The organism is Marinobacter sp. ST-43 (genome assembly GCF_030541085.1).
Taxonomy (GTDB): Bacteria; Pseudomonadota; Gammaproteobacteria; order Pseudomonadales; family Oleiphilaceae; genus Marinobacter; species Marinobacter nauticus.
Genome location: NZ_JASSVO010000003.1, coordinates 253343 through 265616, shown reverse-complemented (window position 1 = coordinate 265616; position 12274 = coordinate 253343). Strand labels below are relative to the sequence as shown.

At 59.3% G+C, this 12274-nt stretch carries 14 protein-coding genes; 6 read left to right on the top strand and 8 right to left on the bottom strand.

Translation table 11 applies throughout. From position 1 onward, the window contains the following. Nucleotides 1-87: 87 nt before the first annotated feature. The 7 genes from QPL98_RS07265 to QPL98_RS07235 form a co-directional block, all read right to left on the bottom strand. Nucleotides 88-969, bottom strand: coding sequence for an alpha/beta fold hydrolase (locus tag QPL98_RS07265; protein ID WP_303292983.1), 882 nt, complete (start codon nucleotides 967-969; stop codon nucleotides 88-90). 97 nt (nucleotides 970-1066) lie between these two features. After that, nucleotides 1067-2146 carry a molybdenum ABC transporter ATP-binding protein gene (gene modC, locus QPL98_RS07260; RefSeq protein WP_303292982.1) on the bottom strand — a complete coding sequence of 360 codons (1080 nt, stop codon included), beginning with the start codon at nucleotides 2144-2146 and terminating at the stop codon, nucleotides 1067-1069. Next, nucleotides 2143-2823, bottom strand: a complete 681-nt coding sequence (gene modB, locus QPL98_RS07255) for a molybdate ABC transporter permease subunit (protein WP_022993172.1) — start codon at nucleotides 2821-2823, stop codon at nucleotides 2143-2145. The genes modC and modB overlap by 4 nt, the downstream gene beginning before the upstream one ends. Next, nucleotides 2823-3590 carry a molybdate ABC transporter substrate-binding protein gene (gene modA / locus QPL98_RS07250; RefSeq protein WP_303292981.1) on the bottom strand — a complete coding sequence of 256 codons (768 nt, stop codon included), beginning with the start codon at nucleotides 3588-3590 and terminating at the stop codon, nucleotides 2823-2825. Before modA ends, modB begins: the two co-directional genes overlap by 1 nt. A gap of 9 nt (nucleotides 3591-3599) precedes the next feature. Continuing rightward, nucleotides 3600-4553, bottom strand: a complete 954-nt coding sequence (locus QPL98_RS07245) for an alpha/beta hydrolase (protein ID WP_303292980.1) — start codon at nucleotides 4551-4553, stop codon at nucleotides 3600-3602. Then, nucleotides 4519-5502, bottom strand: a complete 984-nt coding sequence (locus tag QPL98_RS07240; RefSeq protein ID WP_153740232.1) for a sterol desaturase family protein — start codon at nucleotides 5500-5502, stop codon at nucleotides 4519-4521. The genes QPL98_RS07245 and QPL98_RS07240 overlap by 35 nt, the downstream gene beginning before the upstream one ends. 111 nt (nucleotides 5503-5613) lie before the next feature. Then, nucleotides 5614-6351, bottom strand: a complete 738-nt coding sequence (locus QPL98_RS07235) for a glutathione S-transferase family protein (RefSeq protein WP_023009512.1) — start codon at nucleotides 6349-6351, stop codon at nucleotides 5614-5616. 109 nt (nucleotides 6352-6460) lie between these two features. Here QPL98_RS07235 and QPL98_RS07230 point away from each other — a divergent pair, with 109 nt between their 5' ends. Beyond that, entirely contained in the window at nucleotides 6461-6898 is a 438-nt protein-coding gene (locus QPL98_RS07230; protein WP_011786952.1) for an META domain-containing protein, read from the top strand. 129 nt (nucleotides 6899-7027) lie between these two features. Further along, nucleotides 7028-8005: an META domain-containing protein gene (locus QPL98_RS07225; RefSeq protein WP_303292979.1), complete on the top strand. Its 978-nt coding sequence runs from the start codon at nucleotides 7028-7030 to the stop codon at nucleotides 8003-8005. Here QPL98_RS07225 and QPL98_RS07220 read toward each other — a convergent pair. Beyond that, nucleotides 7981-8814, bottom strand: coding sequence for an ABC transporter substrate-binding protein (locus QPL98_RS07220; protein WP_114433714.1), 834 nt, complete (start codon nucleotides 8812-8814; stop codon nucleotides 7981-7983). The genes QPL98_RS07225 and QPL98_RS07220 overlap by 25 nt on opposite strands. Nucleotides 8815-8958: 144 nt before the next feature. Here QPL98_RS07220 and QPL98_RS07215 point away from each other — a divergent pair, with 144 nt between their 5' ends. The 4 genes from QPL98_RS07215 (at nucleotide 8959) to QPL98_RS07200 (ending at nucleotide 12220) form a co-directional block, all read left to right on the top strand. Continuing rightward, complete coding sequence (locus QPL98_RS07215) at nucleotides 8959-10059, top strand: M14 family zinc carboxypeptidase (protein WP_273031181.1); 1101 nt, start codon at nucleotides 8959-8961, stop codon at nucleotides 10057-10059. A 1-nt stretch (nucleotide 10060) separates the two neighbouring features. After that, complete coding sequence (locus QPL98_RS07210) at nucleotides 10061-10798, top strand: alpha/beta fold hydrolase (protein ID WP_273031183.1); 738 nt, start codon at nucleotides 10061-10063, stop codon at nucleotides 10796-10798. Between the two features lie 77 nt (nucleotides 10799-10875). Then, a complete protein-coding gene (locus tag QPL98_RS07205; RefSeq protein WP_286893535.1) occupies nucleotides 10876-11493 on the top strand; it encodes a glutathione S-transferase family protein in 618 nt (205 codons plus the stop codon). Nucleotides 11494-11605: 112 nt separating this feature from the next. Next, nucleotides 11606-12220, top strand: coding sequence for a DUF4202 domain-containing protein (locus QPL98_RS07200; protein WP_121207791.1), 615 nt, complete (start codon nucleotides 11606-11608; stop codon nucleotides 12218-12220). Nucleotides 12221-12274: the final 54 nt, after the last annotated feature.

Here is a 12274-nt window from a genome sequence, read left to right as displayed (position 1 = left end):
GTTCGATTGAGGCTTGCAGTAACAAGGGCGCCCTCCGGGCGCCCTTGTTGTTTTTGTAAATGTTATCATCAGGGGCTTTGAAGTCCGCTAAGCGTTATTCCCAACAAACGTTGATACAGACTGACAGATGGCGTCGGGCTCGGTCAGTGGCGCCCAGTGCGGGGCATCCAGTTCCTGCAGCGTGAGCTTACCGGTCCAGTGCACCAGGTGTTCGGTCAGGTGGCGGCCGACGTAGGCGTCCCGCGTGGGAATGATCACCTGAACGGGGCAGCGGGTGTGCCGGGGCCTTGGGCGCAGCAGCCTGGGCAGGAAGTTTGCCCGATAGAGCTTCACACCATATTGTCCGTCTGCTTTCTGCCAGGGGCTGAAACGGGCGTCTTCAACCTGTTCCTGTGTCTTCAGATAGTTCGGCCAGACTTTGTCAAGCCCGGCTTTCCAGATCATTTCCGGTAGCAGCGGCAGCTGGAACAGGAAAACATACCAGGAGCTCGCCAACTGACGCAGTACTTTGGTGGTGCCTCCGTTCGCAGGTGAGCCTATCTGATTGCGAATCCAGAAGCCGACATGATCCAGGCAGGGGCCGGAAATGGAGGTGTAGGAGCGAATACGCTGCTGAAGATCGGGGTCCGTCACTGATTCCCAGCTCTGGATGGAGCCCCAGTCGTGGGCAACCAGATGAAATGACCGGTCGGGGACAATGGCGTTGACGACTGCTTGCAGATCTTTTGCCAGCAGCGCCAGGCGATAGTCCCGGGTGCGAGCTGGCTTGTCGGAGCGGCCGGCACCGCGGACATCGTAACGAATCACCAGATACTCCTGGCTGAGTGTGGCCGTGACCTTGTCCCAGACACTGTGGTTGTCGGGGTAGCCGTGTACCAGAACAATGGGCGTTGCCTCGGGGTTGCCCTCCGCAACGGCGTAGAGAAGAAGGTCTCCACTGGTCACCCAGTGTTCACGTTTGGTCGGCATGTCTCTGCTCCCGGCATGGTGTGTTCAAACGCCAGAGTAGCGGTATCACTGGTCACACTCTGTGGCCGAAGGGGCCAGAAGTCGTGCCTGAAGATATTCAGTCCACCAGGGCAACCGATTTGATCTGGAGCCACACCGGCTGGCCGGGGGTGAGTGACAGCTGGGCCGCGGAGCGGCTGGTGAGCCGGGACAGGAACGGGGTATTGCCGGCCAGCAGTCGCACCAGGGTGGTGCCGGGGGTGACATCTGTTTCGACGCGATCCACCCGTGCCGGCAGCAGATTCTGAATGCTCTGGTCCCGGTGCTCCGTCAACGCGATGCTCACATCTCTTGCCAGTACCTGTATGCGGGCTGGGTCGCCGGGCCGGAAGCGCGGATCCTGTCGCAGCCACAGGCTGCCACCGTCAAAGCTGAAACGGGCGAGATGCCACTGGTCATCCAGTGTGTCCAGTGTTGCCTGAACGAGCACGCCAGCATCTTCCTCCAGCCGAAACGGCTGGTCTACCCGGGCCAGGGTCTCTTGCAGTGGTCCTTGTGCGATAACACGCCCCTTGTCCATCATTACAATATGGTTGGCCAGGCGCGCCACTTCGCTGGTGGAGTGGGAAACGTAGAGCATCGGAGTCGCCAGGTGGTCTCGCAAGCGCTCAAGGTAGGGCAGTATCTCCTGCTTTGAGTTCTGATCCAGTGCCGACAGAGGTTCATCCATCAGCAGCAGTCGAGGGCTGGTGAGTATGGCCCGGGCAATGGCTACCCGTTGCCGTTCGCCACCGGACAGTCCGGCTGGCATACGCTCAAGAAGGTGGGCCAGCCCGAGCCAGGAGACGGCATCATCAAACCGGATCTGGCGTTGCTGGGCTGGAACCCGGCGTTGCCCGAACGTCAGGTTTCGGCGTACTGACAGGTGGGGAAAAAGATGCGTTTCCTGGAACACATAGGCCAGGGGCCTCTGATGAACCGGCCTGAACAGGTTGTCTTTCTGCCAGGGCGTGCCCAATACGGAAAGCTGTCCGTGAGCCTGCTGCAGCCCGGCGATGCAGCGGAGCAGCGTGGTTTTGCCGCATCCGGAGTGACCGAATAAAGCGGTAATCCCGTTGCCGGGTAGCTTCAGGTCGACATCCAGTTCAAATCCGGGAAAGCGGCAGATAAAACGTGCCTCGATGGCTGTGGGATTCATCGCAGGGCCCCCGCCCGGGCCCTGCCATTGAGGACGTACAGGGTCACCAGGACGATGAAGGAAAACGCCACCATGCCCGCAGCCAACCAGTGGGCCTGGGTGTACTCCAGGGATTCCACGTGATCGTAGATGGCCACCGACAGCACTTTGGTCTCGCCCGGGATATTGCCGCCAATCATCAGGATGACGCCGAACTCGCCGATTGTATGGGCGAAGGTCAACACGCTGGCGGTGATGAAGCCGTTGCGGGCCAGCGGAATCACCACAAAGAAAAACCGGTCCCAGGGCCCCGCCCGGAGGGTGGCGGCGGTCTCCAGAAAGCCTTCACGGATACTTTCGAAAGCATTCTGCAGGGGTTGCACGGTAAAGGGCAGGGAATAGATAACCGAGGCCACTACCAGGCCCTCAAAGGTGAACGGTAGTAAACCCAGGCCAAGACGTTCTGTCAGTTGGCCGACCCAGCCATTCGGGCCAAGCAGTAGCAGAAGATAGAATCCGAGCACCGTGGGCGGCAGGACCAATGGCAAGGCGACGACCGCAGCAATCGGTTGGCGCAGCCAGTGGCGGGACCGGGCCAGCCACCAGGCGATCGGGGTTCCTACCAGCAGCAGTACCAGGGTTGTCAGTGAAGCCAGCTTCAGCGTCAGCCAGACCGGCTGCCAATAGGTTTCCAGCATCAGTCCGCCGTGTCGTATCCGTAGTCCTGAATAATCGCAGCAGCCTCCGGAGATTGCAGGAAGGCGAGCCAGTCTCTGGCGGCGGCATTGTCGGCACCGCGCTTCAGAAGAATCGCCTGCTGGTCGATGGGGGCGTAATAGGCTTGCGGAATCCTCCAGAGTGTTCCGTCCTGATTCGGCCAGGCTTTGACTTGAGCCAGCGCCACGAGCCCGGCCTGGGCATTGCCGCTGGCAATGAACTGAAAAGTCTGGGCGATGGAGTCGCCACGGACCAGTTTGGGCTGTAGCGGTGACCAGAGTTCCAGGTGTTCCAGAACCTGCTGTGCGGCCAAGCCATAGGGGGCAGTTTTAGGATTCGCGATGGCCAGCCGCGAGAACGGCTGTTCGCTCAGGTAGGCGATGGGAGAGATAAAGGCCGCGGTCTCAGGGCTCCAGAGCACAAGCTTGCCCCTGGCATAGGTAAAGCGAGAACCGGGAACGGCCATCCCGTCGGATTCCAGTAACTGGGGGCGTTGGGCATCGGCCGCCATGAACACATCAAATGGAGCGCCGTTGCGAATCTGGGCGTAGAGTTTACCCGTGGAGCCGAAACTGGCGGTGACCCGGTGACCGGTTGAGGCCTTGAATGTCTCCACCAGACTGGCGGTGGTGTCGGTGAAATTGGCAGCGACGGCGAGGGTCAGATTCCCCGCATAAGCGTTGCTCAGGGGCAGAAGCAGCCAGATTGCCAGCAAACGGAAAAAACGCCAGCAGGTACGGCGGCTCATAGCGATTCCTTATGGTAGTGACTGGGCCAGTGGCAGGTCGCCGGCCTCCGAGCGAGCGGGCGACTGAATACGGCATAAGGTTAGCACGTATTGCCACACTTCCATGCGATTGGTTTCATTGAGCATCTCATGGCGCCCGCCGTTGAACAACCGCAGCGTTACCTGTTCGATGCCCGACTCCCGGATGGTCTGAAAATGCTGGCGGACGCCTTTCCCCATCTCGCCCACGGCATCGGCGGTGCCGGACAGCAAGTGTACCGGCAGATCCCGATGCCAGGTTGCCGGCCTGATGCTCAGCATACCGCCAATGAAGTCCTGCCAGAGCCCCACGGTGCAATCGAAACCACAGGAAGGATCGGCTTCGTAGCGATCTACCTGCTCGACATCACGGCTCAGCCAGTCGCTGCCGGTGCGGTTGGGGCGGAAAGCACGGTTAAACTGGCCGAAGGTCATCCTGCCAATCAGCTGGCTGCGGTGGCGCCGGCCACGGACGCCGGCAATCAGGTTAACCAGCAGCCGCGAGGCCAGCAGTTGGGGCCGGTGGATGCGGTTGGTGGCACTGAGGATCAGGGCGTTGATACGGTCGCCGTATTGCTGGGCATAACTCTGAGCAATGAACGAGCCCATGCTGTGGCCGAGCAGATTTACTGGCAGGCCTGGATGCTGCTTGCGGGCAGTCTCTACCACTTGCGTCAGGTCGTCCACCACCCTTTGCCATCCGTTCTGATCAGCATAGTGCCCCTGGTGTTCGGCCGGGCAGTGGGGGCCATGGCCCCGGTGGTGATAAGTGATGACAAGAATGTTGTGAGCCCCGAGCCAGCGGACCAGCTCCTGGTAGCGATCACCGTGCTCCGCCATGCCATGGCTGATCACCAGAATGGCAACTGGCTGTGCCGGCAGGTATTGCCGTCCGGCAATGGTGTGGCCATCAGGGGTATTCAGCGTCAGAGGGTGTTCGGTCATGGTTTCGGCCCGCATCCTTGTTGTTCTGAGGTGCCGGGCGCTGCCACTCCGGCGGATTCCATAAATGCTGAAGACGGGACAATAAGCTGCCGGGGCGGGCCATGTCGCGGAACATGTCCACATATTCGTGGGTCCAGAGCACAATCAGGTTATTGGAATGAATCTGCCGGGTAATGCCGTATTCCGGTGGGTTGCTGTCGCTCTCCGGGACAAAGGTTCCGAACAGGCGATCCCAGATAATCAGTGTGCCACCGTAATTGCGGTCGATGTATTCCGGATTGCGGCCATGGTGTACCCGGTGATGGCTCGGGGTGTTGAAAAGGAATTCGACCCAGGCCGGCAGGTGCCCCACCAGCGTGGTATGCACGAAAAACTGGTACACCAGGGAGAAAGCATAGGCGATGCCGATCCACACCGGGTTGAAACCGATCAGCGCCATGGGCAAATAGAAAATCCACATGCCGTTGAAAATGTTGGTGGCATTCTGGCGCATGGCGGTGGAGAAATTCATGCGTTCGGACGAATGATGGACTACATGGGCGGCCCAGAACCAGCGCATGCGGTGGCTGGCACGGTGCATCCAGTAGAAACAGAAATCCACGCCGAGAAAGGTCAGAAATCCGGTCGCCCAGTTCAGCTCCAGTTCCAGCAAGCGATAGTGATAGCAGAGCGCGTAGACGGGAAAGGCGATCAGGCCGGCAAAAAGTAGCTCCGTAACCTGGTAGCCGGCACCGAGGGCGAAGTTGCGAATAGCCTCCGGCACGTTCATCAACCGTGGGTCATGCCGTATCTTCAGGTATTCCCACAAGGTAACTGCAATGAACACGGGGGTGGCGATGACGAAAATCAGCTGTCGTTCGTCAAGAGCCAGCCAGGGGGCCAGGAACTGCCAGAGGCTGATCAGCCCGCTGTCTTCCAGCACTGTCCGCATCATGTCGATCAACACCATGGCTGCTCCCCAAATTATTTTTGTTGGGAGTCATCATCGCACAGCGTCGGCTAAAGGCGATGTCCTATTGCGCCAGGGTTGCTGGCCTATTCCGCCACCGCCTGGCCAGCGTCACCGGTTCTGGCGATACACCGCGGCGATGGGATCGATGGCAGTCTGCCATTCGGATAGCCAGGCCTGCACAGGCTTCGGAACCCTGCCCGGCTTTGGCCATGGCACCGGGTACTCGGGCGGCTGGAACAACGGCGCCAGCAGCGAGCAGGCAGTGAGATCGGCGCGGGTAAACTGATCGCCTACCAGGAACGGACGTTGCTGATAGATCTCGGCCAGTTCTTTAACCAGAGCCTCGAGGGTTGCCTGTGAGGTATCGGCGGTTTTCTGGTTGATCTTCATCCACTTGCGCATGATCTCATCAACCCGGCTGAAGGCCAGGCTGAGCAGGATACGATTATAGAATGGTGTGCCCGCTGCCAGCATGGGTACCACTATTTTCGGGCGTTGCAGAAAATAGTGGTACACCCAGGTGCGCAGAGCGGGGCCGGCCTGTTCGTCCAGCTTCTGTTCCCATTCAAGAACCCTGGCCTGAAGGTCTGGATCCGCCGGCAATAAGGGCTTGTCTGGAAAGACCTTGTCGAGGTAATCCAGGATATGTCCGGAGCCCTGGATGATCTGGCCGTCGTGTTCGAGTACCGGTACAGACGACTCGGCCCCGGTCAGTTTGCGAATGGTGTTTACATGCTGGCCCGGGAGCAGGTTGACGGTCTGATAGTTGATGCCCTTGTAGTCCAGGGCCCAACGCGCCTTTTCGCAGTAGTGCGAAATGCAGAACTGATAGAGTTTGATCGCCATGGTGTTGCTCCGGATGTCTGGTAACTCAAGATTAACCTTTCTGTATGCGAATTCCCAAGACGGCAGGCGTAGAATGTAATGGTTATCTCACTATCTATCAGGGGGTTATATGAGTCTTGCAAAGAATGTCATGGCGATGTTGCTGATTACCGGGTCGCTCTGGGGCTGCTCCCTCAATGCCGAGAAAGAGGGTGGAAAGCCCGGGTCGCTGGCCGGTAGCCAGTGGTTGGTGGAAGAGATTGATGGTGAGCCGGTGCTTGAGGGTAGTGAGGTTACCATCGGGTTCACCGATGAAGGGCGGGTGTTTGGCTCATCGTCCTGCAACCGTTACAACGGAGGCTGGCACATTCAGGGTCAAGAACTGGTGTTTTCCCAGATGGCCGCGACGCGAATGGCCTGCCCCGAGACCCTGATGCAGCAGGAAAACCGGTTTCTGAAACTGCTGGGCGACGTTCACGGGTATCAGTTCGCCGCAGATGGCCGTCTGGTGCTTGAGACCGGGCAGGGCGTTACCATCCTGGCCTCGCCAGCCGCTGAACAGGAGTAGTTCCGGTCGCCTTGGCGATGACGTGACACAGATACGCTTCTGCCTCAGCGCTTTGCCTCGATCGTGGTGAATCCAGGATGGAATCTCTACAATGGCGACTTGTAGTCTGGAACAACAGAGGATGTGTTCATGTTTTTGCGACAAGGTGTATCGCTGTCTGTCGTGGTTCTTGCGGGTGCACTGATCAGTGCCTGTGTCTCCAGCCCGACGAAAACGGGCCTGTCGGAGTTTGGCCGTTACCAGTGTGGCCAGCTCGAAGTTACGGTCACCAGCTCCGGTGACGACGAACTGGTAGGGCTGGAATACCTGAATCGCCGGGTTCTGCTCAAGCCGGCCGAGAGCGCCTCCGGCGCCTTGTTTGTCGCGCCCGGCGACCCGGATACCCGGTTCTGGAGCAAGGGGGAGCGGGCAACGCTGAGCCTGCGTGGCGAGACGCTTCCCGAGTGCCTGGAGCCGGGCGCCATTGAATCCTCGTTTCGTGGGATAGGCACGGAACCGTTCTGGTCTGTTGTTATCGAGAATGGCCAGATGCGGCTGACCCGTCCTTACGACCAGCAAGTTACCGAAGATATCCGCCTGAACGAGATTCTTGCCAATCGCCACGGTCGCGCCTATGAAGCCACGCTGGGTGACGAGCGGACGGAGGTGCGGATCGCTCATCAGTTGTGTGAAGACCAGATGGCTGGCGCTCAGTATCCGGCTCAGGTTCGTTTGACACTCGGCGATGAGACATTTGAGGGTTGTGGCGGGGATCGTCAGCGGCTGTTCCGGGGTGCCGAATGGGCGGTGGAAGACCTTGCCGGTGCCGGCATTATTGACCGCTCCAGAATGACCCTGAGGTTTCTGGCGGACAACCGGGTAGCTGGCCGGGCTTCCTGTAATCGCTATACGGGAAGTTACAACCTGACGGGAGAAGGGTTGTCCTTCAGTCTTCAGGCCACCACCATGATGGCCTGTGCGCCGGCATTGATGAATCAGGAAAGGCGTTTCCTGGAGCTGCTGGAAGAGGTAACGGATGGCCGGATCGGCCGGCATGGTGAATTGCTGCTGCAAACACCCGCTGGCAATACCATCAAGGCTTTTCAGTCCGAGGTGGAAAGCCCGTAGGACGCCTTGATCACGTCCAGGCGGCCAGTTTCAGCCAGCCTGGCCAGACCCGCATCCAGCAGTCTGGCCAGTTCCCCCGATCTTGGATTCCCGGCCGAGAAGGCAATGTAGACGGGGGCCTGGTGGGCGATCCCGGCCAGTCTTGGAGGTGGATATCCGGAATGCTCCCGCAAAAACCAGCTCATGACCGCCTGGTCTTCGGCGAAGGTATCGGTGCGTTCCTGTGCCAGAAGTCTGAGAGCTCGCCCGAGGGGCGCTGCTCCGGAGATGACCCACACTCGTTCGGGGTCATCGGTATAGTCTGCAATATATCGATCCAGCTCCGGAGAGTAGGAGTAACCGTTGATCACCAGCAGGGTTTTTCCGTTAAGCGACTCCAGACCCCGGTATTGCCATTGACTCTCCGGATGCGTGTACAAGCCGATACGGGCAGTGCCCATGGGGCGCTCCGGAAAGACAAAGTCCGGGGCGTCGCCTTTCAGGGCGCCGATAACGCCATCAATCCGGTTCTCCCGGGCCAGGCTCAGGGAGCGGGCCCAGCCATAGTTTCTGTACTCAACGTCAAAGCCCGATGCGGCAAAAATCTCCCGCGCAATATCCACCATATAACCTTCCTCCGGCGCACCAGCCCGGCAGTTATGGGGGCACCAGGGGTCGGCGGCGAGAATGATCCGGTGTTGATCAGGGTGGGGGGCAGGTTGCTGGCGCGTGGCGCTTTCCGTGGCTTCATGTCGTCCTGGTTCTGTAGCCTCATCGGGTGAGCAGGCGGCCATCAACAGGGCCAGGATGAGCAACGGGAATCTGGGCATGAGCGAACCGGGTCACGGTAATCTGCGAAGGTGCATTTTCATAGTATACCCTTGCATACTATTTGCAATAACAGGTTCGGCACTGTCAACGGACTGAAGCATTCCTGGCGCACACTGTCAGCAGCCGTTGCCAGAGAGCCTGAAATGACCGAACTGAAAGCATTGACGCCCCACGCGGTGATACCAGCGGAGCAAGCCCGCCGGGACAAAGGCCAGAAACGAAGGCTTCGCACTTTCCTGCCGGAGCTGATCCAGCTCGAGCGGCTGCTGGCGGAGGCGCCGGAAGGTGTCTCCAGTTCCGTGCTGTCCCGGGTGAGCGTTCGCGATCTTGAACTGCCGGTCTATCGGGTCGATCTGGGTACCGATCGCAAGGATGCGCCCGTTGTTATGCTCATTGGCGGAGTTCATGGGCTTGAGCGTATCGGCACGCAGGTGGTGATGGCGTGGCTGTCTTCTTTTCTGGCACGCCTGGCCTGGGATGACAGCGTACGGGCGCTTCTGGAGCGGGTGCATATCACGCTTCTGCCCATGCTGAACCCGGGCGGCATGTACCTGAACCAGCGCAGCAATCCGAAGGGGGTTGATCTGATGCGTAATGCGCCGATTACGGCCCAGGATCGCAGTGCCTTCCTGTTGGGAGGGCAGCGGCTTTCACCACGCTTGCCCTGGTATACCGGTGATCCCGAACAGGGGATGGAAGCCGAGAACCTGGCCCTCGAGTCGGTGATCCGGGAACTGCTCCCGGGCCGTCCATTCAGCCTGGCGCTGGATTGTCACTCCGGGTTTGGCTGGCAGGATCAGATCTGGTTTCCCTACGCCTATCGCCGCCGGCCCATGCGCCGTATTGGCTCGGTCATGGCGCTCAAGCTGATCTGGGAACAGGCCTACCCCAATCACACGTACCGGTTTGAGCCGCAATCTGCCCACTATCTGACCCATGGTGATCTATGGGACTACTTTTACAAACAGGTTAACCGAACCAGCGACGGAGTTTTCCTGCCGCTCACCCTGGAAATGGGATCCTGGCGCTGGATTCGTAAACGCCCGCGTCAGCTGTTTCGGCTGGAAGGCTTCTTCAACCCACTGGTTCCGCACCGACACCAACGGGTGTTGCGCAGTCACATGCCGTGGATTGATTTCCTGTTGAACGCCGCTGCCAGTCATGAGAACTGGTTGCCGGGGTCGGATGAAGAGTCCATGCTGAGGGAAGCTGCCATTATGCACTGGTACAGGGATAGCCGATGACATGCACTGGATCCTTCTGAGAGGCCTCACCCGGGAGCAGGGCCACTGGGGCGATTTCCCGGCACAGCTTCGCTCGGCCTTTCCGGAACACCGGTTCCACACCATTGATCTGCCGGGCACCGGCACACTGTTCCGCGAGGATTCTCCCGGCACTATCCCTGAGATTCGCAGGCGCGTCTGTGAGCAGGTCAATCATATACCCAGGCCGTTCAGCCTGTTGGCGCTGTCCATGGGTGGTATGGTGGCCCTTGACTGGGCGCAGCATGCGGAACCCGGGGAGTTGCAGCACCTGGTTCTGGTCAACACCAGTTCCGGTTTCAGTCCGTTCTGGAAACGCATGCGCCCGCTGGCCTGGCCGCGCGTCACTCAGCTGCTGGCACGTCGCGAGCTGTTTCACCGGGAACGGGATATTCTGCGACTGACGTCCAATCGAGAGATTCCACTGTCGGTGTGCAAAGCCTGGTACAGCATCCAGCGCCAGCGCCCGGTCAACTATTATACGGCGTTCAATCAGTTGCAGGCGGCGGCCCGGTTTCAGCCCTTGCCCGAGCGGCCCATGGCAGATGCCCTGCTGCTTGCCAGTAAGGGTGACCGTATTGTGCACTGGCATTGCAGCGCCGAACTGGAACGACGCTGGTGCTGGACGCTTCGGCTGCATCCGGATGCCGGGCACGATCTGCCGCTGGATGAACCCGACTGGATCATTCGGCAGATCAAAAACTGGTTGCCCGGCCAATAGCGGTTGCTTGACGCAACTGTTTTTTGCGGTCACGCTCATTGGCGTCAATTCAACGAGTGAACGGAGCCAATAACAAGATGAAACTCTTCGAAACCCGAACTGCCCCTAACCCACGCCGAGTGCGCATGTTCCTGGCCGAGAAAGGCTTGCTGGACCAGGTTGAACTGGTGCAGGTGGATATTGAAAAAGGGGAGAACCTGAGCCCGGAATTTGTTGCCCGCAACCCGATGAAGAAAGTGCCGGTACTGGAACTGGACGACAGCACCTGCATTGCCGAAACCATGGCCATCTGCCGCTATTTTGAAGAAAGCTATCCGGACACGCCCAGCTTGTTGGGTGAATCGGCGCTGGAGAAAGCCCAGGTGGAGCAGTGGCTGCGCTGGATCGAATTCTATTTCATGATGCCCACCGGCATGTGCTTTCAGCACACCACCGGCTATTTCAAGGACCGGATGAATCCCATCAAGGAGTGGGGGGAAGAGTGCGGCCAGGGCGTCGAGAAATTCATGCATTTCCTGAACAAGCAGCTCGAGGGCAGGGAATATCTTTGCTGTGACCGGTTCACCGCGGCCGACATCAATGCCTTCACCACCGTGGCCTTCGCCCGGGTGGTCAATATCCGCATCAAACCGGAACAGGAACACCTGCAGGCCTGGTTCGACCGGATCAAGGCTCGGCCTTCGGCGCAGGCCTGACGTTTGCCGGTGACCTGAAGTCCAGCCGGCTGATAGTATCGCTTGATGGGATGGCGCGCCCTGTTCACACGGGGGCGCCAGGAGCGAGCCGTGCGACTTGAAGGACTGAATGATGAGCAACAGTGCCAACCTTGAATGTGCGATCAATGCCATCGACCAGGCAAACCAGCAGGATCCCAACCGTGAGGAAATAGGCGGTGAATCCCTTCCCAGGGAATACGCCTACAGCCTGCACATGACCCGCTGGCTGTTTGAACTGGAGCCGGAACCTTCCGAGCGCATGCAGATTGCCTGTCGGGCCCAGCATATCGAGCGCTGGACCATGCCCCGCAGTGACTATGGTGAGGGCCGCAAGAATTACTATCAATGGCGTCAGGCCTGCGGCCGCATGCATGGTCGCCGGGCAGCGGAGATCATGGCGGCTTGCGGCTACCCGAAAGCGGAGTGCGAACGGGTCGAAACTATTCTGACCAAGCGTAAATTGCGGGAAGACGAAGACACCCAGTTGCTGGAAGATGTGGCTTGTATGGTGTTTCTGGAGCGCTATTTTGCGCAATTCTTTGAAGACAACCCGGATTACGACAAAGAAAAATGGCTGCGCATTGTGCGCCGGACCTGGGGGAAAATGACACCCCGTGGCCACAGTGCGGCCCTGAAGCTGGCCGAGGGCATGCCCGCCCATCTGTTGGCTTTGCTGCAGGAGGCGCTTGCCGCACCCGCTGAGTGAATCCTGCACTTGAGCTACTGCCACTAGTTGCATATGATATGCATTATCATTTTT

What these genes read in the sequence shown, in the direction of transcription:
- QPL98_RS07265 (WP_303292983.1), bottom strand. Translation starts at nt 969, where the DNA reads ATGCCGACCAAACGTGAACACTGGGTGACCAGTGGAGACCTTCTTCTC.
- modC (WP_303292982.1), bottom strand. Translation starts at nt 2,146, where the DNA reads ATGAATCCCACAGCCATCGAGGCACGTTTTATCTGCCGCTTTCCCGGA.
- modB (WP_022993172.1), bottom strand. Translation starts at nt 2,823, where the DNA reads ATGCTGGAAACCTATTGGCAGCCGGTCTGGCTGACGCTGAAGCTGGCT.
- modA (WP_303292981.1), bottom strand. Translation starts at nt 3,590, where the DNA reads ATGAGCCGCCGTACCTGCTGGCGTTTTTTCCGTTTGCTGGCAATCTGG.
- QPL98_RS07245 (WP_303292980.1), bottom strand. Translation starts at nt 4,553, where the DNA reads ATGACCGAACACCCTCTGACGCTGAATACCCCTGATGGCCACACCATT.
- QPL98_RS07240 (WP_153740232.1), bottom strand. Translation starts at nt 5,502, where the DNA reads ATGGTGTTGATCGACATGATGCGGACAGTGCTGGAAGACAGCGGGCTG.
- QPL98_RS07235 (WP_023009512.1), bottom strand. Translation starts at nt 6,351, where the DNA reads ATGGCGATCAAACTCTATCAGTTCTGCATTTCGCACTACTGCGAAAAG.
- QPL98_RS07230 (WP_011786952.1), top strand. Translation starts at nt 6,461, where the DNA reads ATGAGTCTTGCAAAGAATGTCATGGCGATGTTGCTGATTACCGGGTCG.
- QPL98_RS07225 (WP_303292979.1), top strand. Translation starts at nt 7,028, where the DNA reads ATGTTTTTGCGACAAGGTGTATCGCTGTCTGTCGTGGTTCTTGCGGGT.
- QPL98_RS07220 (WP_114433714.1), bottom strand. Translation starts at nt 8,814, where the DNA reads ATGCCCAGATTCCCGTTGCTCATCCTGGCCCTGTTGATGGCCGCCTGC.
- QPL98_RS07215 (WP_273031181.1), top strand. Translation starts at nt 8,959, where the DNA reads ATGACCGAACTGAAAGCATTGACGCCCCACGCGGTGATACCAGCGGAG.
- QPL98_RS07210 (WP_273031183.1), top strand. Translation starts at nt 10,061, where the DNA reads ATGCACTGGATCCTTCTGAGAGGCCTCACCCGGGAGCAGGGCCACTGG.
- QPL98_RS07205 (WP_286893535.1), top strand. Translation starts at nt 10,876, where the DNA reads ATGAAACTCTTCGAAACCCGAACTGCCCCTAACCCACGCCGAGTGCGC.
- QPL98_RS07200 (WP_121207791.1), top strand. Translation starts at nt 11,606, where the DNA reads ATGAGCAACAGTGCCAACCTTGAATGTGCGATCAATGCCATCGACCAG.